The following is a 21,708-nucleotide window of genomic DNA, read 5'->3' on the forward strand; positions in this document are numbered from 1 at the left end:
CGCACGAGGCTAGCGGTCGTGGCGGCCGGTGCAGGCGCCGACCAGGGCACGCCGGGCGGCGCGGTCGAGGTCGGCGAGCGCCTCGCGGCGCCGGGCCAGCTCGAGCGCGGTCACCGGTCCGGTCTCGTCGCGGCGGGCCAGCTCGACGACCTCGAGGCACAGCACGGCCCGCTCGACGGTCTCGCGACGGCGCGGGTCCAGGGCCGGTGGCAGCGGCAGCGGGGGCCGGTGGCGCAGGTTGACCAGCAGGTCGGGCACCTCGGGGCTCCACGACGCCACGTCGAGGTCGACGAGGCGCTGGGTCACCTGCACCAGGGCCAGACGCAGCTCGGAGGCCGACTCGCGCTCGTCGACGTACGGCGCCGGCTCGGTGCGGTGGGCGCGCCACACCACCGTCCGGGCGTCGAGCTCGGGCACCAGGCCGACGCCGCCCGCGACGACCGCCTCGCCGGCCTCGAGCGCGGCCAGGTTGAACGCCGGCGGCCCGCCGAGACCGACGGGGTCGCCGGAGGCGGGCAGCGCCAGGGAGAGCGGGCCGCTGAGCGCCCCCGGCAGCTGGGCCAGCTCGAGCACCTCGCGCTCCGGGAGGCCGACCACGAGGTGGCGCGGGTCGTCGCCGCGGACGGCGTCGGCGAGGTCGTCGGGGCCGACGTGGCCGGCGCGCACGGCGTCGAGCCACGTGACCAGGACCACGGAGAGGGGGAGCACGCTCACCGTCCAAGCCTAGGAGCGTGGCGCGACGCCCGCCGACGCGCCCGCACCGGGGGCCGTCGCACGCCGCGCACCGGGTAGGTTGACGTCGGTCCGCCTGCCCCCTCCCGACGTGAGGTCACCACCCCGTGAACGCCGTCCTCGAGCTCGCCGACGTCTCCGTCCGGCGCGGTCAGTCGCTCCTCCTCGACGGCATCGACTGGGCGGTGGAGGAGGACGAGCGCTGGGTCGTCCTCGGCCCCAACGGTGCCGGCAAGACCACCCTGATGCAGCTCTGCTCGGCCCAGATCCACCCCACCTCGGGCGTGCTGGCGGTCCTCGGCGAGGTCGTCGGCACCGTCGACCTGTTCGAGCTGCGCCCGCGCATCGGCTGGACGAGCGCGGCCGTGGCCGAGCGGATCCCGCGCCACGAGCTGGTGCGCGACGTCGTGGTGTCGGCGTCGTACGGCGTGGTCGGCCGCTGGCGGGAGCAGTACGACGACCTCGACCACGAGCGGGCCGCCGAGCTGCTCGTCGAGGTCGGCGCCGGGGGACTGCTCGACCGCACCTTCGGCACCCTGAGCGAGGGCGAGCGCAAGCGGGTCCAGATCGCCCGGGCTCTGATGACCGACCCCGAGCTGATGCTGCTCGACGAGCCGGCCGCGGGCCTCGACCTCGGCGGCCGCGAGGACCTCGTCGCCACGCTCTCGGAGCTGGCGATGGACGAGCACGCGCCCGCCACCGTGCTGGTCTCCCACCACGTGGAGGAGATCCCGCCCGGCTTCACCCACGCGCTGCTGCTGCGCGACGGCAGGGTGACCGCCGCCGGGCCGCTGCCGCACGTGATGACCGAGGAGATCCTCTCCGACACCTTCGGACTGCCGCTGGCCGTGACCGAGGAGGACGGGCGCTGGTTCGCCCGTCGGCGCGCAGGGTCCCGATAGGCTCGGCAGATGATGGAGTGGCTGCGGGACCACGGCTGGGAGAGCTGGCTGGTGCTCGCCGTCGTCCTGGGCGGCCTGGAGATGCTCGGGCTCGAGCTCTTCCTCGTGATGCTCGCCGGCGGTGCCCTCGTCGGCGCGCTCACCGCGGCCCTCGGCGGCCCGCTCGCCCTCCAGCTGGGCCTGGCGCTGGTCACCTCGGTGGCCCTGCTCGGCCTGGTGCGGCCCAACATCATCGGCAAGCTGCACAGCGCGCCCAGGCTGGTGACCGGCCACGAGTCGCTCATCGGCCGCCGCGCCACCGTCCTCAAGGCGCTCTCGGGGCAGGTCCCCGGCCGCGTCAAGGTCGCCGGCGAGGAGTGGACGGCCGTGCCGTACGACGAGGACGACCAGATCGACATCGGCACGGTCGTGGACGTGGTGATGATCAAGGGTGCGACGGCGTACGTGCTGCGCGCCCACCCGCCGGAGGCGTGAGGTCCCGGCGGTTTCTCGGACGACAGAGGGGGGTCCCATGGGCCTGTTGATCGTGCTGGCGGTGCTGCTCGGCTTCGTGGTGCTGATGCTGGCGAAGTCCATCCAGATCGTGCCGCAGTCGAGGGTGGGGATCGTCGAGCGGCTGGGCAAGTACCAGCGCACCCTCACCGAGGGGCCGAGCCTGATCGTGCCCTTCATCGACAAGGTGCGCTACAAGATCGACCTGCGCGAGCAGGTGGTGTCCTTCCCGCCCGTCTCGGTCATCACCGAGGACAACCTGTCGGTCGACATCGACACGGTCATCTACTTCACCGTGACCGACCCGGTCGCGGCGACGTACGAGATCGTCAACTACATCCAGGGCGTCGAGCAGCTGACCATCACCACCACCCGCAACATCGTCGGTGGCATGGACCTCGAGGAGACGCTGACCTCGCGCGACCGCATCAACACCAGCCTGTCCGAGGTGCTCGACGACGCCACCGGCCGCTGGGGCATCAAGGTCAAGCGCGTCGAGATCAAGGCCATCGACCCGCCGGCCTCCATCAAGGACTCGATGGAGAAGCAGATGCGCGCCGACCGCGACAAGCGCGCGGTCATCCTCACCGCCGAGGGTCAGCGGCAGTCGGCGATCCTCACCGCCGAGGGCAACAAGCAGGCCGCCATCCTCAACGCGGAGGGCGACCGCGAGTCGCGGATCCTGCGGGCGCAGGCCGAGCGCGAGTCGCAGATCCTCACCGCCCAGGGCGAGGGTCAGGCGATCCAGACCGTCTTCCAGGCCATCCACGACGGCCAGCCCGACCAGTCGCTGCTGGCCTACCAGTACCTCCAGATGATGCCCAAGATCGCCGAGGGATCGGCCAACAAGGTCTGGGTGGTGCCCTCCGAGATCACCAAGGCGCTCGAGGGGCTCGGATCGGCGATGAACCAGGTCAGCGGCATCCCGCAGCACACCGGTGGTCCGCGCACCCGCGTCGACCTGGGGCCGACCGAGGTCAAGGTCCCGGACGTCGCCACCTCCAGCGCCGCCCAGGCGGTGCAGGAGGCGATCGCGGCCGCCCAGGAGTCCTCCCCGTCCGCGCGCAGCGCGGCCCGGGCCGAGGGTGCCGCCGGCGCCGTCGCCGACGGGGCCCCGGAGGCGACCGAGACGGCTGCCGCGGCGGACTCCTCGCTGCCGCCCGCGGAGGACGCCCCCACCGGCGCGCCGGCGGGCCCGCTCGACGCCGCTGACGGCCCGGAGCCCGAGGCGCCCCCGCGGCAGTGAGCCTGGTCGAGGCGGTCGCCGTCCTGCTCGCGGGGATGGCGGCCGGCACCATCAACACGGTGGTGGGGTCGGGGACGTTGATCACGTTCCCGACCCTGCTGGCGTTCGGGGTGCCGCCCGTGACCGCGAACGTCTCCAACACCCTCGGCCTCGCGCCGGGCTCGCTCTCGGGCGCCATCGGCTACCGCGCCGAGCTGCGCGGGCAGCGCCGCCGGATCCTGGTGCTGGGCACGGCCTCGCTGCTCGGCGGCGTGGTCGGGGCGCTGCTCCTGCTCTGGCTGCCCTCGGCCGCGTTCGACGCGATCGTGCCGGTGCTGATCCTGCTCGGCTGCGCCCTGGTCCTGCTCGGCCCGCGGCTGCAGCGCCGCGTCGCCGCGCGTGCGGAGTCGCGGGGCGGGCTGGCCGAGAGCGGCGCCTGGTGGGTGTGGCCCTCGGTGGCCGCCGCCGGGGTGTACGGCGGCTACTTCGGCGCCGCGCAGGGCGTGCTGCTGATGGCGATCCTCGGCATCGGGGTCGCCGACTCGATGCAGCGCCACAACGCGACCAAGAACGTGCTCGCGCTGCTGGTCAACGGCATCGCCGCGGTCGTGTTCGTGCTGCTGGCCTTCGTCGACGTGCCGTTCGCCCCCTCGAGCAGCGCCGGCAGCATCGACTGGACCATCGCCGGCCTGATCGCCGCCGGCTCGGTCGTCGGCGGCCAGATCGGCGCCAGGGTGGGCCGCCGGCTGCCCCCGGTGGCGCTGCGTGGCGTCATCGTGACGGTGGGCCTGGTCGCCGTGGTGGCGTTCCTGGTGTGAGGGGCCGGGCGTTGGGGAGGTTTCCCCGGTCGGCCGGGGAAACTGCCCGCGGAGTCCGACAAGTCGGTCACGCGCGGGCAGTTTCCACCCTCCGCTCAGCCCGATTCGTCCCCGACGCCACCGGAGCGACCGGACCAGCGACGACGGCCGGCTGGCACGTCGCGGGCCCGGCACGCCGCGACCCCCGTACGCCGACGCCCCCGCCCGCAGCAGCGGACGGGGGCGTCGTACGCCGGAGGAGCTGGTCAGCTCGCGGTGGCGTGGCTCTTGCTCGACTCGACGATGACGCCCTGGCGGTCGGTGGGACCGGGGGCCGGGGCCTTCTCGTCGTGGCCGGCGTGCACGGCCTCCTCAATGCGCTTGCCGATCTCGGCGTCGACGTTCTTCCAGTACTCGAAGACGCGGGGGAGCGTCTCGGGCTTGACGCCGCCGAGGATGTGTCCGGCGACGTTGCCGACGAAGCGCTCGCGCTGCTCGTCGTCCCAGACCTCGCGGACCAGGGTGCCGGCCTGGCCGAAGTCGTCGTCCTCGGCGCGCAGCGTGTAGGCCTCGCGGACCATCGCGCCGTCGACCTCCCAGCCGTCCTCGGCGACCCCGGTCTCGTCGGAGTAGCCGCGCCCGTAGGAGTTGGGCGCGTAGACGGGCTGGTCACCCGAGTGCTGGTAGGCCATCGGACCGTCGAAGGTGTAGGTGTTGTGGTCCTTCACCCGGTTCTGGTTGACCGGCAGCTGGTGGTAGTTGGGGCCGATGCGGTAGCGGTGGGTGTCGGCGTATGCGAAGACCCGACCCTGGAGCATCTTGTCGGGGCTGAAGCCGATGCCCGGCACGATCGCGCTGGGCTCGAAGGCCGCCTGCTCGATCTGGGCGAAGAAGTTGTCGGGGTTCTTGTTCAGCGTCATCGTGCCGACCTTGATCAGCGGGTAGTCCGCGTGCGACCAGGTCTTGGTCAGGTCGAAGGGGTTGAAGCGGTAGGTCTTGGCGTCCTCGTAGGGCATCACCTGCACGTTGAGCGTCCAGGAGGGGAAGTCGCCGTTCTCGATGGCCTCGGAGAGGTCGCGACGGTGGAAGTCGGAGTCCTCGCCGGCGATCGTGTTGGCCGCCTCCTGCGTCAGGTTCTTCACGCCCTGGTCGGAGTGGAAGTGGAACTTCACCCACGACTTCTCGCCCGCGGCGTTGATCCACATGTAGGTGTGCGAGCCGTAGCCGTTCATCTCGCGCCACGAGGCCGGGATGCCGCGGTCGCCCATCAGGTAGGTCACCTGGTGCGCGGACTCGGGGTTGTGGGTCCAGAAGTCCCACTGCATGTCGTTGTCGCGCAGGCCGGTGCCGCCGCGACGCTTCTGCGAGCGGATGAAGTGGGGGAACTTCATGGTGTCGCGGACGAAGAACACCGGGGTGTTGTTGCCGACCAGGTCCCAGTTGCCCTCGGTCGTGTAGAACTTCAGCGAGAAGCCCCGGGGGTCGCGCCAGGTGTCGGGCGAGCCCTGCTCGCCGGCCACGGTGGAGAACCGCGCGAGCATGTCGGTGGTCACGCCGGGCTGGAACAGCGCCGCCTTGGTGTACGCCGAGACGTCCTCGGTCGTCTCGAAGACGCCGAACGCCCCGGACCCCTTGGCGTGCACGTTGCGCTCGGGGACGCGCTCGCGGTTGAAGTGCGCCATCTGGTTGATGAAGTGGTGGTCGTTGAGCAGGATCGGGCCGGTGTCGCCGACGGTCAGCGAGTTGCGCTCGCTGGGGGCCGGGGCTCCGGACTCGGTCGTCGAGCCGCCCTGCGGCCGCGTCAGGTCACTCATGGGGTTGTCCTCTCGTCGTGGGGGTGCCCCGGACGCGTACCCGAAGCGCCGTCGCCGAACCGCAGCCGCAGGGGTCGTCTGGGGCTCTTCTTCGCCGACCGGGCGGCCCGACGCCGTCGGGACCCGCGGCCGCAACCCGGTCCGGGGGGTGGCGGGTGCCGGGGCGAACCCCGCGACGCCTCACAATGGACCCGTGAACGGCTCCGTCCTCCCGCACCGGGACCCGATCCCCGACCCGCCGACCTACCCCGTGGGCCTGCGCCTGGCGGGCCGTCGGGTGCTGGTCGTGGGCGGTGGCAACGTGGCCCAGCGCCGGGTCCCGACGCTGATCGCGGCCGGCGCCGACGTCCACCTGGTCTCGCCCGAGGTGACGCCGAGCATCGAGGGCCTCGTGGGCTCGGGGGAGATCACCTGGGCCGAGCGCGGCTTCGCCGACGACGACCTGGCGGGCGCGTGGTACGTCATGGCGGCCACCGACGACCCCGAGGTCAACGCCCGGGTCGCCGCGCTGTGCGAGGACCAGCGCCTGTTCTGCGTGCGGGCCGACGACGCGGGGGAGTCCAGCGCCTTCACCCCGGCCGTCGGCACCCACGACGGCGACATGGTCGCGGTGCTCGCGGCCACCGCCGCCGACCGCGACCCCCGCCACCACGCGGCGCTGCGCGACGAGATCGTCACGGCGCTGCGCGACGGCGTCGTCACCGCCGAGCAGCGGCGCGAGCGCGTGCCCGGCGTCGTCCTGGTCGGCGGCGGCCCCGGCGATCCCGAGCTGGTCACCATCGCGGGCCGCAAGGCGCTGATGGACGCCGACGTGGTGGTCGCCGACCGGCTCGCGCCCCGCGAGCTGCTCGCCGAGCTGCCCGCCAGCACCCGGCTCGTCGACGTGGCCAAGCTGCCGCGCGGCCGCTCGGCGCTGCAGGAGGAGATCAACCGCGTCATCGTCGAGGAGGCGCTCGCCGGCCACCGGGTCGCACGCTTCAAGGGCGGCGACAACTTCGTCTTCGGCCGCGGCTACGAGGAGATCCAGGCCTGCCAGGCGGCGGGCGTGCCGGTCACCGTCATCCCGGGCATCAGCAGCCCCATCGCCGTCCCGGCCATCGCCGGGATCCCGGTCACCCACCGCGGCGTCACCCACGAGTTCACGGTCGTCAGCGGTCACCTGCCGCCCGGGCACCCCGAGTCGCTCGTCGAGTGGCCGGCCCTGGCCCGGATGCAGGGCACCGTGGTGCTGATGATGGCCGTCGAGAACGCCCCCCACATCGCCGCCGCCCTGCTCGAGGGCGGTCGCGACGCCGCGACGCCCGTCGGCGTGGTCTGCGACGGCTCGATGCCGACCGAGCGCACCGTGCTCACCACCCTCGGGGAGCTGGCCGACGCGCTCGTGCGCGAGCAGGTCCGACCGCCGGCCATCATCGTGGTGGGCCAGGTCGTCGCGGTGGCGCACCCCGAGCGGTACGCCGCGCGCGCCGCCGCCGCGGACCGCTGACGTGGCCCGGCTCGTCGAGGTCGACGACGCGGCAGACCCGCGGCTGGGCGACTACCGCGACCTGCGCGACGTGCAGCTGCGCCAGTCCCTCGAGGCCGAGCACGGGCTGTTCCTGGCCGAGGGGGAGAAGGTCGTGCGGCGCGCCGTCGAGGGCGGCTACGCCCCGCGCTCCTTCCTGATGGCGCCGCGCTGGCTCGACGGGCTGGCCGACGTGCTGGCGACCACCGACGCCCCCTGCTTCGTGGTCAGCGAGCAGCTCGCCGAGGAGGTGACCGGCTTCCACGTGCACCGCGGCGCGCTGGCCTCGCTCCACCGCCGCCCGCTGCCTCCGGTCGACGAGGTGCTGGCGGGCGCCCGGACCGTCGTCGTGCTCGAGGACATCGTCGACCACACCAACGTGGGCGCGGTGCTGCGCAGCGCCGCGGCGCTCGGGGTCGACGCGGTGCTGCTGGCGCCCCGGTGCGCCGACCCGCTCTACCGCCGCGCCGTCAAGGTCGCCATGGGTGCGGTCTTCGCGGTGCCGTGGACCCGCCTGCCCGACTGGTACGACGCGCTGCCGCGCCTCTCCGAGACCGGCTTCACCACGGTCGCGCTCACCCTGTCCGACGACGCCGTCGAGCTGGAGGCGGCCGTGGCCGGCCTCGACCGGGTCGCGCTGGTGCTGGGGTCCGAGGGCCACGGCCTCTCGCCGCGCTGGGAGCAGGCGGCCGACCGGCGGGCCGTCGTCCCGATGCGCGCGGGCGTGGACTCGCTCAACGTCGCGGCCGCCGCGGCCGTCGCCTGCTACGTCACCGCGCGGCGCTGAGTCACCGGGCCAGGCCGGAGCCGAGCGCGACGAGCTCCTCGAGCGAGGCGTTGCCGCCGCTGACCACCACCCCGCTGACGGCCGGGGCGGCGGGCAGGGACAGCAGCGCGGCCAGCGAGGCGGCGCCGGCGCCCTCGGCCAGGGTGTGGGCGTCGGTGGCGAGCACCCGCGCGGCGGCGTCGACGTCGTCGTCGTCGACCAGCAGGAAGTCGTCGAGACCGGCGGCCAGCACCGACTGCGGCAGCGCGTAGCCCGCGCAGGTCGCGAGCCCGGCGATCCGGGTCCGGCAGGGCGCGGAGGCGAGGGTGCCGCTGCGCCAGGAGTCGTGGGCCGCCCGCGCGGCCGACGACTGGACGCCGACCACCCGGCAGTGCGGGGCGAGCGCGTCGCGGACCAGGCAGGCGCCCGCCGCGCTGGTGCCGCTGCCGATCGGGACGAACAGCACCTCGAGGTCGGGGTGGGCGGTGAACAGCTCGAGGTGCAGCGTGGCGTGCCCCAGCACGATCGCGGGGTCGTCGCCGGGGGAGACCCACCGCAGCCCCTCGCGGGCGGCGAGCGCCCGCGCGTGGGCGGCCGCCTCGCCCAGGTCGGGCCCGTGGACGACCACCTCGGCGCCGAGGGCGGCGACCGCCTCGCGCTTGACCGCCGGGGCCGACTCCGGCATCACGACCACGGCGCGGGTGCCGGCCAGGCGGGCGGCGTACGCCGTGGACTGGGCGTGGTTGCCGGTCGAGGCGGTGACCAGCCCGCGCCTCAGCTCGTCGGGGGTCAGCGAGGCCGCCAGGTTGACGCCGCCGCGCACCTTGAAGGCGCCGGTGGGCTGCACGTTCTCGTGCTTGACCACCACCCGTCCGCCGACCCTGCGGTCGAGCACGGGGTAGGACCACGACGGCGTCGGGGGGAGCACGCGGCCCACCACCTCGGCGGCGCGCAGCACCCCGTCGAGGTCGAGGGTGGTGGTGGGCCGGAGCGGGGTCGTGGTCACCGCTCCAGTCTCGACGGACGGACACCGATCGGTCCAATAGACGTGATGGGCGCAAACCATCGCAGCTGTCGATACGATGGCCCCATGCTGGACCTGCGCAGGCTCGAGGCACTGCTCGCCGTCGCCCGGACCGGGTCGGTGTCGCGTGCAGCCGAGGAGCTGCACTACGGGCAGCCCACCGTCTCCCACCACCTGCGCCGACTGGAGGCCGAGACCGGCGCCGTGCTGCTGCAGCGCGTGGGCCGCGGCGTCCGGCTGACGGCGGAGGGCCGACGCCTGGCCGACCGCGCCGAGGAGGTGCTCGGGCTGCTCCAGCGCGCCGAGACCGAGCTGGCCGACGCCACCACGCTGCGTCACGGCCGGGTCCGCCTGGCGGCCTTCCCCTCGGCCACCGCCACCCTGGTGCCCCGCCTGCTGGCGGTGCTGGCCGAGGAGGCGCCGGGCCTGGTGCTGGAGCTGACCGAGGCCGAGCCGCCCGAGGGCATCGCGCTGCTGCGCTCGGGCGAGGTCGACCTGGCGCTGGCCTTCAGCTACCCCGACGTCGCCGAGGACCCCCAGCTGACGGTCACCGAGCTGGTGGAGGACCCGCTGTTCCTCGTCACCGACGCGCGTCGGGCGCCCGCGGGGCCGCTGCCCGACCTCGCGGCGTACGCCGGGGCGCGGTGGGTCACCGGCTGCGAGCGCTGCCGCCAGGAGCTGCTGGTGCTGTGCTCGGCGGCCGGCTTCGAGCCCGAGGTCGTCTTCGCCACCGACGACTACGTGGCCGTGCAGGCGATGGTCGCCGCAGGACTGGGCGTCAGCCTGCTGCCGGGGCTGGCGCTCGAGGCGCACCGCCACCCCGACGTCGTCGTGACCGGGGTGCCCGGCGCCTGGCGGCGGATCCGGGTGCTCGGCCACGGCCAGCCGCCGCTGCCGCCCGCGGTGGCGCGCGTCGTCACCGCCCTCGTCGACGTGGGGGCGAGCGGAGCAGGAGTCGCGTCCTCGCCCCGCTGAGCGGACCGCGGACGCGTCCGCGTCTCGGAACGCAGGACGGCCCCAGGGCGGGCCCCCTACCCTCGGGGTCGTGCTGCGGACCCCGGAGGACCCCGACCTCTTCGCCGCCCTCGTCGCCCAGGTGAGCGACTACGCGATCATCGCGCTCGACCCGCAGGGCGTGGTGGAGACGTGGAACCTCGGAGCGCAGCGGCTCAAGGGGTACACCGCCGACGAGGCGCTCGGGATGGGCTTCGAGAGCTTCTACACCCCCGAGGACCGCGAGGCCGGCGTGCCCGCGTCGCTGCTGGCGGCCGCCCGCCGTGACGGCCGGGTCCAGCACGCCGGCTGGCGGGTGCGCCGCGACGGCACCCGGTTCTGGGGCGACGTCGTGCTCACCTGCCTGCGCGACGCGTCGGGCCGGGTCACCGGCTACGCCAAGGTGACCCGCGACCGCACCGACTTCAAGCGGCTCGAGGAGGCGCAGGACGCCTTCTACGCCGCCTTCCTGCACGACTTCCGCACGCCGCTGACCTCGCTCAAGGGCTTCGTGGAGGCACTGCGCGACGCCCGCGAGGACGAGCGGGGCCCGATCGTCGACCGGATCGAGTCGAGCGCCGACCGGCTGCTCGCCATGGTGCAGGAGCTGGTGGCGGTCGCCACCACCCGGGCCGCGGCGGCCGACGTGCCGCTCGCCCCGCTCGACGTCACCGAGGTCGTGCAGCGGGCGGTGCGCGACCTGCCGCCCGAGCTCCGACCCGGGCGCGTGGTGGTCGGGGACGGCGCCGCCCCGGCCGTGGCCAACGCCGATGCGCTGCACCGGGTGGTGACCAACCTCGTGGTCAACGCCCTCAAGTACTCCGAGCCCGGCACGACCGTGCACGTCGAGGTGGAGGCGGTCGAGGACGACGAGCTGGTCCGGCTCCGGGTGCGCGACCGCGGGCGCGGCATCGATCCGCGCGACCTCGACACCATCTTCGACGAGCTCGAGCGGGGACGGCTCGCGCAGTCCGACGGCGGCACCGGCCTGGGGCTCTCCAGCGTGCGCCAGCTCGTGGAGCGACTGCACGGCACCGTGGAGCTGGCGAGCGTGGTGGGCGAGGGGACGACCGCGACGGTGACCCTGCCCGCCGGGCCGACGGGTCAGTCGTCGGCGGGTCGGTCGCCGGCGCCGACCGGCCAGCCCTCGGGGTAGGACCCGGCCTCCGCCTCCATCTGCTTGCGCAGCTTCTTGCGTGCCTTGGCCGCGATCCGGTCCCCGAAGACGGTGCCGAGGGTGTGGTCGGTCTCGTGCTGCAGGCAGCGGGCCAGCAGCCCGTCGCCCTCGTGGACGACCGGCTCGCCGTGCTGGTCGGTGCCGGTCACCCGGGCACGGTCGGGTCGGGCGCAGTCGACGAACGCGCCGGGGTAGGACAGGCAGCCCTCGTCGTCGTCGTCGAGGCGGCGGTCCCTGCCCTCCGGGGTCTGCACGACCGGGTTGCACACGACGCCGCGGTGCACCAGGCCGTCCTCGTCTGGGCAGTCGAAGACGAAGACCGCGAGGTCGACGCCGATCTGGCAGGCGGCCAGGCCGACGCCGTCGGCGGCGTACATCGTGGCCGTCATGTCGGCGACCAGCGTCGCCAGCTCCTCGTCGTACGACGTGACGGGGCGGGCCGGCCGGTGCATCACGGCGGTGCCCCACCGGGTGATCGGGCGGACCGTGCCACCGGTCGGGAGCGCGGCCGAGGTGGGGGCGACGGGGAGGTCGCTGGTGTCACGCATGCGCCGATCCTATGTGTGGGGCGAGACACGGGGCGAAGCTGTGGCGCAATGTGTAACTCCGAGTTACATTCGATCCCATGGCTTCCACGACGGAGAAGAACGCGTCCTCCCGCTCGCTGCCCAAGTTGCCCTGGACGCTGCTGCGTGCCGGTGGCCGGCACGGGCTGGCCGAGAGCGAGACGCGCGACCCGATCGGCCTCGCGGTCGCGGCCCTCAACCGGCTGGCGTCCTCGGAGCTGCTCGACTCCCTGGGCCTGCGCAGGGCCAGCGAGCGCGGTGTATACCGCGTCACCAGCGCGGGCTTCCGCACGGCCGGCACGGTCGGGCGCCAGTTCGCCCGGGCCGGCAAGGCCACCCGCGGCACCCGGGTGCCGGCCGCCGCCGACACGGGGCTGTTCGACCTGACGCCGGGCGAGGACGAGCAGATGCTGGCCGACGTCGTGGCCGAGTTCGCCGCCGAGGTCGTGCGGCCCGCCGCGTCGGCCGCCAACGAGGAGTGCGCGGCGCCCGAGGAGCTGCTCAAGGCCACCCTCGAGATCGGCCTGCCGATCCTGGGCGTGCCCGAGGACCTCGGCGGCGTCGCCACCGAGCGCTCCGCCGTCGCGGGCGTGCTGGTCCACGAGGCGCTGGCGCACGGCGACATGGGCCTGGCCGTCGCCGCCCTGGCGCCCGGCGCCGTGGCGACCGCGCTGTCGCTCTACGGCACCGACGAGCAGCAGTCGACCTACTTGCCGGCCTTCACCGGTGACGAGGTGCCCGCCGCCGCGCTGGCGCTCGCCGAGCCGCGGGCCCTGTTCGACGCGATGGACCCGCAGACCACCGCCGAGCGCCGGGGGAGCGGCTTCGTCCTCAACGGGGTCAAGTCCGGCGTGGTGCGCGGCTCGCAGGCCGAGCTGTTCGTCGTGGGCGCCACCCTCGAGGGCCGCCCCCAGCTGTTCCTCGTCGAGTCCTCCACGCCCGGGATCACGCTGGAGTCCGATCCGTCGATGGGGCTGCGCGCCGCGAGCCTGTCGAAGCTGGTCCTCGAGGACGTCGCGGTCGAGCCGATCGCGCTGCTCGGCGACGCCGACGACTACGCCTCCTGCGTCCGCTCCTCCCGGCTGGCGTGGTGCGCCCTGGCCGTCGGCACCGGCCAGGCCGTGCTCGACTACGTCACGCCGTACGTCAAGGAGCGCCAGGCCTTCGGCGAGCCCATCGCCCACCGCCAGTCGGTGGCCTTCATGGTCGCCAACATCGCCATCGAGCTGCAGGGGATGCGGCTGCTGACCTGGCGGGCGGCCAGCCGCGTCGCCCAGGGCCGGTCCGCCGCCCGTGAGATCGCGTTGGCCCGCAAGCTGTGCACCGAGCAGGGCATGCGCATCGGCCTCGACGGCGTGCAGCTGCTCGGCGGCCACGGCTTCGTCAAGGAGCACCCGGTCGAGCGGTGGTACCGCGACCTGCGTGCGATCGGCGTCATGGAGGGGGCGGTCCTGGTCTGACCCCGGTCAGCACCCGCGTCCGCCACCCGACCGTCCAGACCAGGAGACACCCGTGATCAACCTCGAGACCCCCAAGAAGGTCCGCCCCCTCATCGACCAGGCCCACCAGGTCGCCATGAACATGCTGCGGCCGATCTCGCGCAAGTACGACGAGAGCGAGCACTCCTACCCCAAGGAGCTCGACATGCTCGCCGCGATGATCGACGGCATCAGCGAGTCCGGCGCGACCGGCGGCGCCGGTGCGGCCGGCGTGCGCCGCGACGAGAGGCCCGAGGCCAAGCCGGGCAACAAGAACGGCGCCAACCTCGCCAGCGCGCTCTCCATCATGGAGATGTGCTGGGGCGACGTCGGCCTGCTGCTCTCGATGCCCCGCCAGGGCCTGGGCAACTCGGCCATCGCCTCGGTCGCCAACGACGAGCAGCTGGAGAAGTTCGCCGGCACCTGGGCCGCGATGGCCATCACCGAGCCGGGCGTCGGCTCCGACTCGGCCAACATCGTCACCACCGCGGTCAAGGACGGCGACGAGTACGTCATCAACGGCGAGAAGATCTACGTCACCTCCGGTGACCGCGCCGACAGCGTCGTGGTCTGGGCCACCCTCGACAAGTCGATGGGCCGGGCCGCGATCAAGTCCTTCGTGGTGCAGAAGGGCACGCCGGGGATGAGGGTGGAGCGGCTCGAGCACAAGCTCGGCATCCGCGCCTCCGACACGGCCGTCATCATCTTCGAGGACTGCCGGGTGCCGGCCGAGAACCTGCTCGGCTCGCCCGAGGTCGACACCAAGCAGGGCTTCGCGGGCGCCATGGCGACCTTCGACAACACCCGGCCGCTGGTCGCCGCCATGGCCGTGGGCTGCGCCCGCGCCTCGCTCGACCTGACCCGCAGCATCCTGGCCGACGCGGGGGTCGAGGTCGACTACGACAAGCCGACCTGGCTGCAGACCGCTGCCGCGGCCACCTTCCTCCAGCTCGAGGCCGAGTGGGAGTCGGCGTACCTGCTGACCCTGGAGTCCGCCTGGATGGCCGACAACCGCCGGCCCAACTCCAAGGAGGCCTCGATGGCCAAGGCCAAGGCCGGCCGGATGGGCTCGGAGGTCACCCTGCGCTGCGTCGAGCTGGCCGGCACCCTGGGCTACTCCGAGACCGAGCTGCTCGAGAAGTGGGGCCGCGACTCCAAGATCCTCGACATCTTCGAGGGCACCCAGCAGATCCAGCAGCTGATCGTCGCCCGCCGGGTGCTGGGGCTGAGCTCGGCCCAGCTGAAGTAACCGCGCCGGACGGGGAACGGGCAGCGCATGATGCTGTACGCCGACCTCCCCGTCCGTCGCGCCTGGCAGGTGGCCGGGGACCTGTTCGTGGTCCTCTGGACCTGGCTGTGGATCGACGTGGCGCACGCGGTGCGCGACGCCACCCTCCGCCTGGCCGACCCGGGTCGGCGCATCGACAGCTCGGCCAGCGACCTGGCGGGCCGGCTGCGCGACGCCGGCGACTCGGTCGCCCGGATCCCGCTGGTCGGCGACGACGTCAGCAGCCCCTTCGACGGGGCCGGGCGCGCGGCCCAGGGGCTCGCCGGCGCCGGGCGCCAGCAGGTCGCGGCCGCGGAGTCGCTGGCCCACTGGCTGGGCCTGACCGTGGCGCTGGTGCCGATCCTGCTGCTCCTGCTGCTGTGGCTGCCGCCGCGCGTGCGGTTCGTGCGCCGGGCCAGCGCCGGACGTCGCTTCCTGGACTCGGGCGCCGACCTCGACCTGTTCGCGCTCCGGGCGATGGCCCACCAGCCGCTGCACGTCCTCGCGCGGGTGGACGACGACCCGGCCGGGGCCTGGCGCCGCGGCGAGACCCGGGTGGTCGACGAGCTGGCCCGCCTGGAGCTGCGGGCGAGCGGGCTGCGGCCACCGCGCCGGCCCGCGGCGGCGTCCGGCCCGCGCGGCGCCGGAACGGGTGGCAGGCTGACCCCGTGACCGACGCCACCACCTCGCGGACCGACCTCATCGTCTCGGTGTTCAGGGACGCCTTCGACCCCCTGATGCGGGCCGACCCGCAGGCCTTCCGCTTCAAGTACCGCAAGATGGCCGCGAGCCCGCACGCGTTCTACCGCGGCTCCGCGTGCCTGTTCTACGCCGACATGACCCAGGCGCAGGACGAGTGGGTCGACGAGCGGAGCGGGGCCATCTGGATCCACGGCGACCTGCACGTCGAGAACTTCGGCACCTACCTCAACTCCGACGGGCGCCTCGTCTTCGACATCAACGACTTCGACGAGGCCTACATCGGGCACTTCACCTGGGACCTGCGCCGCTTCGCGGCGAGCCTGGCCCTGCTCGCCTGGCAGAAGGCGCTGCCGGCCGACGACGTGGAGGCGCTGGTGCGGCGCTACCTCGACGGCTACCTCACCCAGGTCGACCACTACGCCTCGACGCGGGACGACGACGACTTCGCCCTGCACCTCGACAACACCGAGGGCCCCATCCTCACCGCGCTGCTCAGCGCCCGGGCGATCCGCCGGGCCGACCTGCTCGACGGCATGACCCACATCGAGGAGGGGGTGCGGGTGTTCACCCCCCACCACTCGATCCGCGAGCTGCCCGACGACGAGCGGGCGGCCGTCGAGGCGGCCTTCGCGGCGTACCTCGACACCATCCCGACGTCCAAGCGCTTCGACCGCGAGCTGTTCTACGACCTGCGCGACGCCGTCGGCAAGTCGGGCTTCGGCATCGGCAGCGCCGGGCTCCCGGCGTACAACCTGCTGGTGGAGGGGTACAGCCAGGCGCTCGACAACGACGTCGTGCTGTCGATGAAGCAGGCCAACGTGCCGGCGCTGAGCCGCTTCCAGGACTCGGCGACGATCGAGGGCTACTTCCAGCACGAGGGCCACCGCACCGTGGTGAGCCAGCGGGCGCTGCAGGTGCACACCGACCCGCTGCTCGGGCACACCGAGATGGACGGCACCGGCTTCGTCGTCTCGGAGATCTCGCCCTACGAGGTCGACCTGGACTGGGAGGACATCACCGAGCCCGACGACATGGCGGCCGTGGTGGAGCTGCTCGGCCGGGCGACCGCCAAGATCCACTGCGCCTCCGACGAGGACAGCGACCAGGACCTCGTCGACTTCCAGGTCGAGGAGGCCATCGTGGCCTCGCTGGACGGGCGGCGCGAGGAGTTCGCCGAGCACCTCGTCGAGTTCGCCGTGGCGTACGCCGAGACGGTGCGCGCCGACCACGCCCTGTTCGTGGACGCGTTCCGCAGCGGCCAGATCGGCGTCGCGGCGACCTGAGCCGCGGTGCCCGCGCCGACGGGCGGCTAGCCGACCCGGGCGCCCGGACCGGGGTCGGCCTCGATGAAGTCGGGGCTGGCCCAGCCGCGGGCGACGAAGGCGTGGGTGACGGCGGTCCGCACGGCCCCGAGGCGCTCCAGCGGGACCAGCGCGATGGCGGAGCCGCCGAAGCCGCCACCGGTCATCCGGGCGCCGAGCGCACCCGCCTCCCGGGCGGTCTCGACGGCGACGTCGAGCTCCTCGCAGGACACCTCGTAGCCGTCGCGCAGCGAGGTGTGCGAGGCGTCGAGCAGCGGGCCCAGCGCGGCCCAGTCGTCGGCCCGCAGGGCGTCGACGAACGCGTCGACGCGCTGTACCTCGCTCACGACGTGCCACGCGCGGCGGGCCAGGGTCTCGGGCAGTCCCTCGCGGTAGACCATGCCCTGGGTGGCTTCGGCCAGCGTCGGGACGCCGAGCAGCCGGGCCGCCTCCCAGGCCTCGTCGCGGCGCTGGCCGTAGCCGCCGTCGGTCAGCTCGTGGCTGACCCGGGTGTCGATGACCAGCACGCCCAGGCCGTGGGCCGCGGGGTCGAAGCGGACCTGCTCGCGCCGACCGGTGCCGAAGTCGAGGAGCAGGGCGTGCGCCTCCTCGCCGTGCACCGAGATCGCCTGGTCCAGCCCCCCGGTGGGGGCGCCGACGGTCTCGGACTCGGCCCGCACGCTGGCGCGCTCGAGCTCGTCGGAGGTGCGGCCCAGGCCGAGCAGGGCGTCGACCGCCACGGCGACGCTGCACTCCAGGGCGGCCGAGCTCGACAGCCCGGCCCCGATCGGCACGTCGCTGCTGATGACGACCTCGAGGCCGTCGCTGACCTCGAGCGCCAGCAGCACGCCGGCGACGTAGCGCACCCAGCCGGGGGCGCCGTCGAGGTCCTCCTCCAGGTCGGTGGCCCGGCCCTCCCAGCGGTCCTCGCCGCTGGCGACGACCAGGCGGCCGTCGTCGCGGCGGGCCACACGCGCACACGTGGTCTGGCGCAGCGCGAACGGCAGGCAGCGCCCTCCGTTGTAGTCGACGTGCTCACCGATCAGGTTGACCCGACCGGGAGCGACTCCGGTGACGGTCCGCGGGGTTGGCTCAGGCACCGGCCCAGCCTAGGGGGTCCCGCGGACCGGTTCGTCCGGTTCCGCCGGCCGGCCGCTGGCGTAGATTGGCCGACCGTGCGCTTCCTCGACGACCACCGCCCGCCGTACGACCTGACCTACGACGACGTCTTCATGGTGCCGCGACGCTCCGGCGTCGCGTCGCGCTACGACGTCGACCTCTCGCAGCAGCCCGGCCGCGGCGACGGGACGGGCACGACGATCCCGCTGGTCGTGGCCAACATGACGGCCGTGTCGGGGCGTCGGATGGCCGAGACCATGGCCCGGCGCGGTGGTCTCGCGGTGATCCCGCAGGACATCCCGCTCGACGTGGTCGCCGAGGTCGTGGCCTGGGTCAAGGAGCGGCACCCGGTCTTCGAGACCCCGATCGCGCTCGACCCGCACCACACCGTGAGCGACGCCCTGGCGCTGCTGCCGAAGCGCTCGCACCGGGCAGCGGTCGTCGTCGAGGACGGCCGTCCCGTCGGCGTGGTGACCGAGGCCGACTGCCTCGGAGTCGACCGGTTCACGCAGGTGGCCGACGTGATGAGCGCCGAGATGACGACGCTGAAGCACAGCATGGAGCCCCGCGAGGCCTTCGACGTGCTGCACGCCTCCCGGCACCGGCTGGCCCCGGCCGTCGACGACGACGGCGCCCTGGTCGGCATCCTCACCCGCACCGGGGCGCTGCGCTCCACGATCTACGCGCCCGCCCTCGACGACCGGGGTCGGCTGCGCGTGGCGGCGGCCATCGGCGTCAACGGCGACGTGGCCGGCAAGGCCCGCCGGCTGCTCGACCTCGGCGTCGACACCCTGGTCGTGGACACCGCCCACGGCCACCAGGAGCGGATGCTCGAGGCCCTGACCGCGGTCCGTGCCCTGGACCCCGGTGTCCCGGTCGTCGCCGGCAACGTGGTGGCCGCCGACGGCGTCCGCGACCTGGTCGAGGCGGGCGCCGACATCATCAAGGTCGGCGTCGGGCCGGGCGCGATGTGCACCACGCGGATGATGACCGGCGTCGGACGGCCGCAGCTGAGCGCCGTCCTCGAGTGCGCCGCCGCCGCCCGGACCCTGGGCAAGCACGTCTGGGCCGACGGGGGCGTGCGACACCCGCGCGACGTCGCGCTCGCGCTCGCCGCCGGCGCCTCGCAGGTCATGGTCGGCTCCTGGTTCGCCGGCACCCACGAGTCGCCCGGCGACCTGCACGTGGGCGCCGACGGCCGTTCCTACAAGGAGAGCTTCGGGATGGCCTCGGCCCGCGCGGTGGCCAACCGCACCTCCACCGAGACCGCCTTCGACCGCGCCCGCAAGGGCCTCTACGAGGAGGGCATCTCGTCCTCGCGGATGTTCCTCGACCCGGCCCGCCCCGGCGTCGAGGACCTCGTCGACGAGATCTGCTCCGGGGTGCGCTCGGCCGCGACGTACGCCGGCGCCCACGACCTCGCCGAGCTCCACGAGCGCGCCGTGCTCGGGGTGCAGTCGGCGGCCGGCTTCGCCGAGGGACGGCCGCTGCCCGCCGGCTGGTGACGACGGCGCGGACGACGGCGCGGACGACCTGCGTCCCACCTGGTGGGTCGGGCCGCGCGTACGCCCTGCGCGACGCGGCCGCCTGGCCCACACTGGGGGCGTGCTGACCTCTCGGGAGCCCGGTGCCCGCCCCTGGCGGTCCACGCGCGCGCTGGCCGCCGCGCTGCTGCTCGGCCTGGTGCTGCTCGTCGCCGGACTGCCCGGCCAGGCGGTCGCGGCGTCGGCGCGGGGGCCCTGGGCCGGCCTGGGGCCGGGACCCGGCACGGCCGTCACCGCGCCGCCGTCCGGCACCTGGCGGCTGATGGTCAGCGGCGACTCCATCACGCGCGGGGTCAACGGCGACACCACGTGGCGCCAGCGGCTGTGGGAGGAGTTCGGTCGCCAGGGCGTGCCGCTGCGGCTGGTCGGACCGCTGAGCGGGCCCAACGGGCGCGGCCACTCGGCGTACTTCGCCAACGCGCGGTTCGCGGCCGCCGACCACCACCACGCCGTCCCCGGCGCCCGCCTGGACACCCTCGGTCCCGGCGTCGGCAAGGTCGTGGCCAAGGACAAGCCGGACGTGCTCCACGTGATGCTCGGCGCCAACGACCTCAGGCGCGGGGCGAGCCCGGCGCGGGCCGAGGCCCTGATGCGGACCTACCTGTCGAACGCGCTGCGGGCCAGGCCCCGGCTGAAGGTCCTGGTGTCCCCGGTGCTGCCGTCGCTGACCTACCCGGGCGGCCAGCCGCGCGACTTCGACGTGCCCGAGGCCAACGCCCGCTTCGCGACGCTGGTCCGCAAGCTCTCCTCGTCCGGGTACGACGCCCACTGGGTCGACCCGGCCGCCGCGGACTTCTCGCCCCGCGACCACACCTACGACGGCGTCCACCTGGACCCGACGGGGGAGCGGCTGTTCGCCCACCGGGTCGCGGCCGCCCTGCACGCCGACGGCGTGCTGCCCGGCGAGCCCGTCCTGCCGACCGACCCCACCCCGTGGGTGACGCAGGCCCGTGCCGGGGTCACCACCTCGCCCGGCACGGCGGTGCTCTCCTGGGCGACCTGGGACCGGCGCCTCACCACCGACCGCATGCTGCTGCAGGTGGTCGGGCCGACCCCGTCCGACGTGCGCCGGGTGACGGGCGGCTACCAGTCGACGAGCAAGTTGCTCCAGCTCGCGCCGGGCAGCTACACCGTCACTCTCGAGCCCGTGCGCAAGTGGATGGTCGGCACCCCCGGCCCCGCCACGGCCTTCACCGTGCCGTGACGGGGGACCCGCTGACCGACCCGCCCGCGCCGACCGACCCCCGAGTGGCTGCCGGTCGACCATCCTTGCTAACCTTCACTCGCTCGTCCGGGTGGCGGAATAGGCAGACGCGCTAGCTTGAGGTGCTAGTCCTCGTATAGAGGGTGGGGGTTCAAGTCCCCCCTCGGACACAACAGATGGGCCCCGCACTGCGGGGCCCATCGTCATTTTCGGACGGGATCTGAGTCCCTTCTGCGGGCATGTCCCACTCATGTCCCACTCATGTCCCTCTGGGGCATCAGCACGTGTCCGAGTCATGTCCCACTAGACGCCTGCGTTGAGTGGGACGGACTGTTGGGAGTTCTGAGTGGCACGCATGAGAAGCCGCCGTCGCGCTGACGGCGGAACCAGCCATCAGGTTCGTTGGATCCTTGGGGGCGGCGCTGGCGGCGCCGGGCAGACCGAGGTGGCAGCGACCTCCACCAGCAGAGCACGCGCCCTGGCCTTCAAGGCTGACGTGGAAGAGGCTGGCCATCAAACGCCGGTTGACCAAGACGGAGTCTTGTGGCCAAAGGCTGTGGGTACGTCAGCGAGCCGACCAACAACCTTGGTGTTGGTGGCGTCGGGTCGGCACACTCGTTCGCCGAGGTGGCGGAAAACTTCTTCACCCACCAGACCCGCATGATGAAGCTGGGCCACCTCACGGCCTACACCCTGCATCGCTACCGCCGTTCCTACGAGCTGCACCTGTCCACCACCTTCGGACTCCTCCCGTTCACAGCAATCAGCGCGATGGACATCGAGGACCAGATGGTGGAGCAGCGCGACATCCCCTCGAGTGGGAAGAGCATCCGCAACCGCCACGGGTTGCTGTTGTCGATCCTGATGCACGGCCATAAGCGCCTTGGCCTACGCCCTGACAATCCTGCCGAGCTCACCCGGCTTCCCAGCAAGGACGGCGAGCTGGGTCGCCAGGTGCGCTTCTTCCAGCACGGCAAATGGAGGCCATGGCCCGGGAGATGGTGACCCTGGCCCAGGCCATCGTTCCTGCGTGCACGTGGGGAGGTCGAGCAGCGGGTGATCCGACCCTCACGAGATGCGACGGCGACGAGACTTCGAGTG

At 73.7% G+C, this 21,708-nt stretch carries 20 protein-coding genes and 1 tRNA gene; 16 read left to right on the plus strand and 5 right to left on the minus strand.

All coding sequences use genetic code 11. From position 1 onward, the window contains the following. Nucleotides 1–9 precede the first annotated feature (9 nt). A complete protein-coding gene (locus BLU55_RS04155; RefSeq protein ID WP_157682724.1) occupies nt 10–714 on the minus strand; it encodes a hypothetical protein in 705 nt (234 codons plus the stop codon). 125 nt (nt 715–839) lie between these two features. On the opposite strand from BLU55_RS04155, the gene BLU55_RS04160 reads away from it, so the two are divergent. The 4 genes from BLU55_RS04160 to BLU55_RS04175 are packed head-to-tail and all read left to right on the plus strand — an operon-like array spanning nt 840 to nt 4,169. Continuing rightward, the gene (locus BLU55_RS04160; protein ID WP_091726437.1) at nt 840–1,634 is read left to right on the plus strand and encodes an ABC transporter ATP-binding protein; all 795 of its coding nucleotides are present in this window, start codon (nt 840–842) and stop codon (nt 1,632–1,634) included. 9 nt (nt 1,635–1,643) lie between these two features. Next, complete coding sequence (locus BLU55_RS04165) at nt 1,644–2,108, plus strand: NfeD family protein (protein ID WP_091726440.1); 465 nt, start codon at nt 1,644–1,646, stop codon at nt 2,106–2,108. Between the two features lie 37 nt (nt 2,109–2,145). Next, the gene (locus BLU55_RS04170) at nt 2,146–3,372 is read left to right on the plus strand and encodes an SPFH domain-containing protein (RefSeq protein ID WP_091726442.1); all 1,227 of its coding nucleotides are present in this window, start codon (nt 2,146–2,148) and stop codon (nt 3,370–3,372) included. Continuing rightward, a complete protein-coding gene (locus tag BLU55_RS04175) occupies nt 3,369–4,169 on the plus strand; it encodes a sulfite exporter TauE/SafE family protein (protein ID WP_091726445.1) in 801 nt (266 codons plus the stop codon). The genes BLU55_RS04170 and BLU55_RS04175 overlap by 4 nt, the downstream gene beginning before the upstream one ends. 245 nt (nt 4,170–4,414) lie before the next feature. Here BLU55_RS04175 and BLU55_RS04180 read toward each other — a convergent pair whose 3' ends face one another. Next, a complete protein-coding gene (locus BLU55_RS04180; RefSeq protein WP_091726448.1) occupies nt 4,415–5,962 on the minus strand; it encodes a catalase in 1,548 nt (515 codons plus the stop codon). A 193-nt stretch (nt 5,963–6,155) separates the two neighbouring features. Here BLU55_RS04180 and cobA point away from each other — a divergent pair, with 193 nt between their 5' ends. Continuing rightward, a complete protein-coding gene (cobA, locus tag BLU55_RS04185; protein WP_231917042.1) occupies nt 6,156–7,448 on the plus strand; it encodes a uroporphyrinogen-III C-methyltransferase in 1,293 nt (430 codons plus the stop codon). A 1-nt stretch (nt 7,449) separates the two neighbouring features. Further along, nucleotides 7,450–8,253 carry a TrmH family RNA methyltransferase gene (locus tag BLU55_RS04190; protein ID WP_091726449.1) on the plus strand — a complete coding sequence of 268 codons (804 nt, stop codon included), beginning with the start codon at nt 7,450–7,452 and terminating at the stop codon, nt 8,251–8,253. Between the two features lies 1 nt (nt 8,254). Here BLU55_RS04190 and BLU55_RS04195 read toward each other — a convergent pair whose 3' ends face one another. After that, the gene (locus BLU55_RS04195) at nt 8,255–9,238 is read right to left on the minus strand and encodes a threonine ammonia-lyase (protein ID WP_197681087.1); all 984 of its coding nucleotides are present in this window, start codon (nt 9,236–9,238) and stop codon (nt 8,255–8,257) included. Between the two features lie 84 nt (nt 9,239–9,322). Here BLU55_RS04195 and BLU55_RS04200 point away from each other — a divergent pair, with 84 nt between their 5' ends. Beyond that, on the plus strand, nt 9,323–10,231 hold the full coding sequence (locus BLU55_RS04200) for a LysR family transcriptional regulator (RefSeq protein WP_091726452.1): 909 nt from the start codon (nt 9,323–9,325) through the stop codon (nt 10,229–10,231). 70 nt (nt 10,232–10,301) lie between these two features. After that, a complete protein-coding gene (locus BLU55_RS04205) occupies nt 10,302–11,405 on the plus strand; it encodes a PAS domain-containing sensor histidine kinase (RefSeq protein WP_091726454.1) in 1,104 nt (367 codons plus the stop codon). On the opposite strand, the gene def is transcribed toward BLU55_RS04205, so the two are convergent. Next, the gene (gene def, locus BLU55_RS04210) at nt 11,354–11,974 is read right to left on the minus strand and encodes a peptide deformylase (RefSeq protein ID WP_091726455.1); all 621 of its coding nucleotides are present in this window, start codon (nt 11,972–11,974) and stop codon (nt 11,354–11,356) included. The two genes, BLU55_RS04205 and def, sit on opposite strands and share 52 nt — an antisense overlap. A 77-nt stretch (nt 11,975–12,051) precedes the next feature. On the opposite strand from def, the gene BLU55_RS04215 reads away from it, so the two are divergent. Genes BLU55_RS04215 through BLU55_RS04230 form a run of 4 tightly spaced genes read left to right on the plus strand, consistent with a single transcriptional unit; the run spans nt 12,052 to nt 16,722 of the window. Beyond that, the gene (locus BLU55_RS04215; RefSeq protein WP_091726456.1) at nt 12,052–13,452 is read left to right on the plus strand and encodes an acyl-CoA dehydrogenase family protein; all 1,401 of its coding nucleotides are present in this window, start codon (nt 12,052–12,054) and stop codon (nt 13,450–13,452) included. 52 nt (nt 13,453–13,504) lie between these two features. After that, entirely contained in the window at nt 13,505–14,719 is a 1,215-nt protein-coding gene (locus BLU55_RS04220; RefSeq protein WP_091726458.1) for an acyl-CoA dehydrogenase family protein, read from the plus strand. Between the two features lie 27 nt (nt 14,720–14,746). After that, nucleotides 14,747–15,409, plus strand: a complete 663-nt coding sequence (locus tag BLU55_RS04225) for a hypothetical protein (RefSeq protein WP_091726459.1) — start codon at nt 14,747–14,749, stop codon at nt 15,407–15,409. Further along, the gene (locus BLU55_RS04230; RefSeq protein ID WP_231917043.1) at nt 15,406–16,722 is read left to right on the plus strand and encodes a DUF2252 domain-containing protein; all 1,317 of its coding nucleotides are present in this window, start codon (nt 15,406–15,408) and stop codon (nt 16,720–16,722) included. The genes BLU55_RS04225 and BLU55_RS04230 overlap by 4 nt, the downstream gene beginning before the upstream one ends. 26 nt (nt 16,723–16,748) lie before the next feature. On the opposite strand, the gene galK is transcribed toward BLU55_RS04230, so the two are convergent. Next, nucleotides 16,749–17,840 carry a galactokinase gene (gene galK, locus BLU55_RS04235; protein ID WP_091726461.1) on the minus strand — a complete coding sequence of 364 codons (1,092 nt, stop codon included), beginning with the start codon at nt 17,838–17,840 and terminating at the stop codon, nt 16,749–16,751. A 75-nt stretch (nt 17,841–17,915) separates the two neighbouring features. Here galK and BLU55_RS04240 point away from each other — a divergent pair, with 75 nt between their 5' ends. The 4 genes from BLU55_RS04240 to BLU55_RS04255 all read left to right on the plus strand — a co-directional run bounded on the left by BLU55_RS04240 (nt 17,916) and on the right by BLU55_RS04255 (nt 21,612). Next, nucleotides 17,916–19,364, plus strand: coding sequence for a GuaB1 family IMP dehydrogenase-related protein (locus BLU55_RS04240; RefSeq protein ID WP_091726462.1), 1,449 nt, complete (start codon nt 17,916–17,918; stop codon nt 19,362–19,364). A gap of 100 nt (nt 19,365–19,464) precedes the next feature. Then, the gene (locus BLU55_RS04245; RefSeq protein WP_091726464.1) at nt 19,465–20,607 is read left to right on the plus strand and encodes an SGNH/GDSL hydrolase family protein; all 1,143 of its coding nucleotides are present in this window, start codon (nt 19,465–19,467) and stop codon (nt 20,605–20,607) included. Nucleotides 20,608–20,692: 85 nt separating this feature from the next. Next, a tRNA-Leu gene (locus tag BLU55_RS04250) sits at nt 20,693–20,777 on the plus strand. Between the two features lie 457 nt (nt 20,778–21,234). After that, the gene (locus BLU55_RS04255; RefSeq protein WP_091726467.1) at nt 21,235–21,612 is read left to right on the plus strand and encodes a hypothetical protein; all 378 of its coding nucleotides are present in this window, start codon (nt 21,235–21,237) and stop codon (nt 21,610–21,612) included. Nucleotides 21,613–21,708 lie beyond the last annotated feature (96 nt).

Origin of the sequence: Nocardioides scoriae (assembly GCF_900104965.1) — a bacterium.
GTDB lineage: Bacteria > Actinomycetota > Actinomycetes > Propionibacteriales > Nocardioidaceae > Marmoricola > Marmoricola scoriae.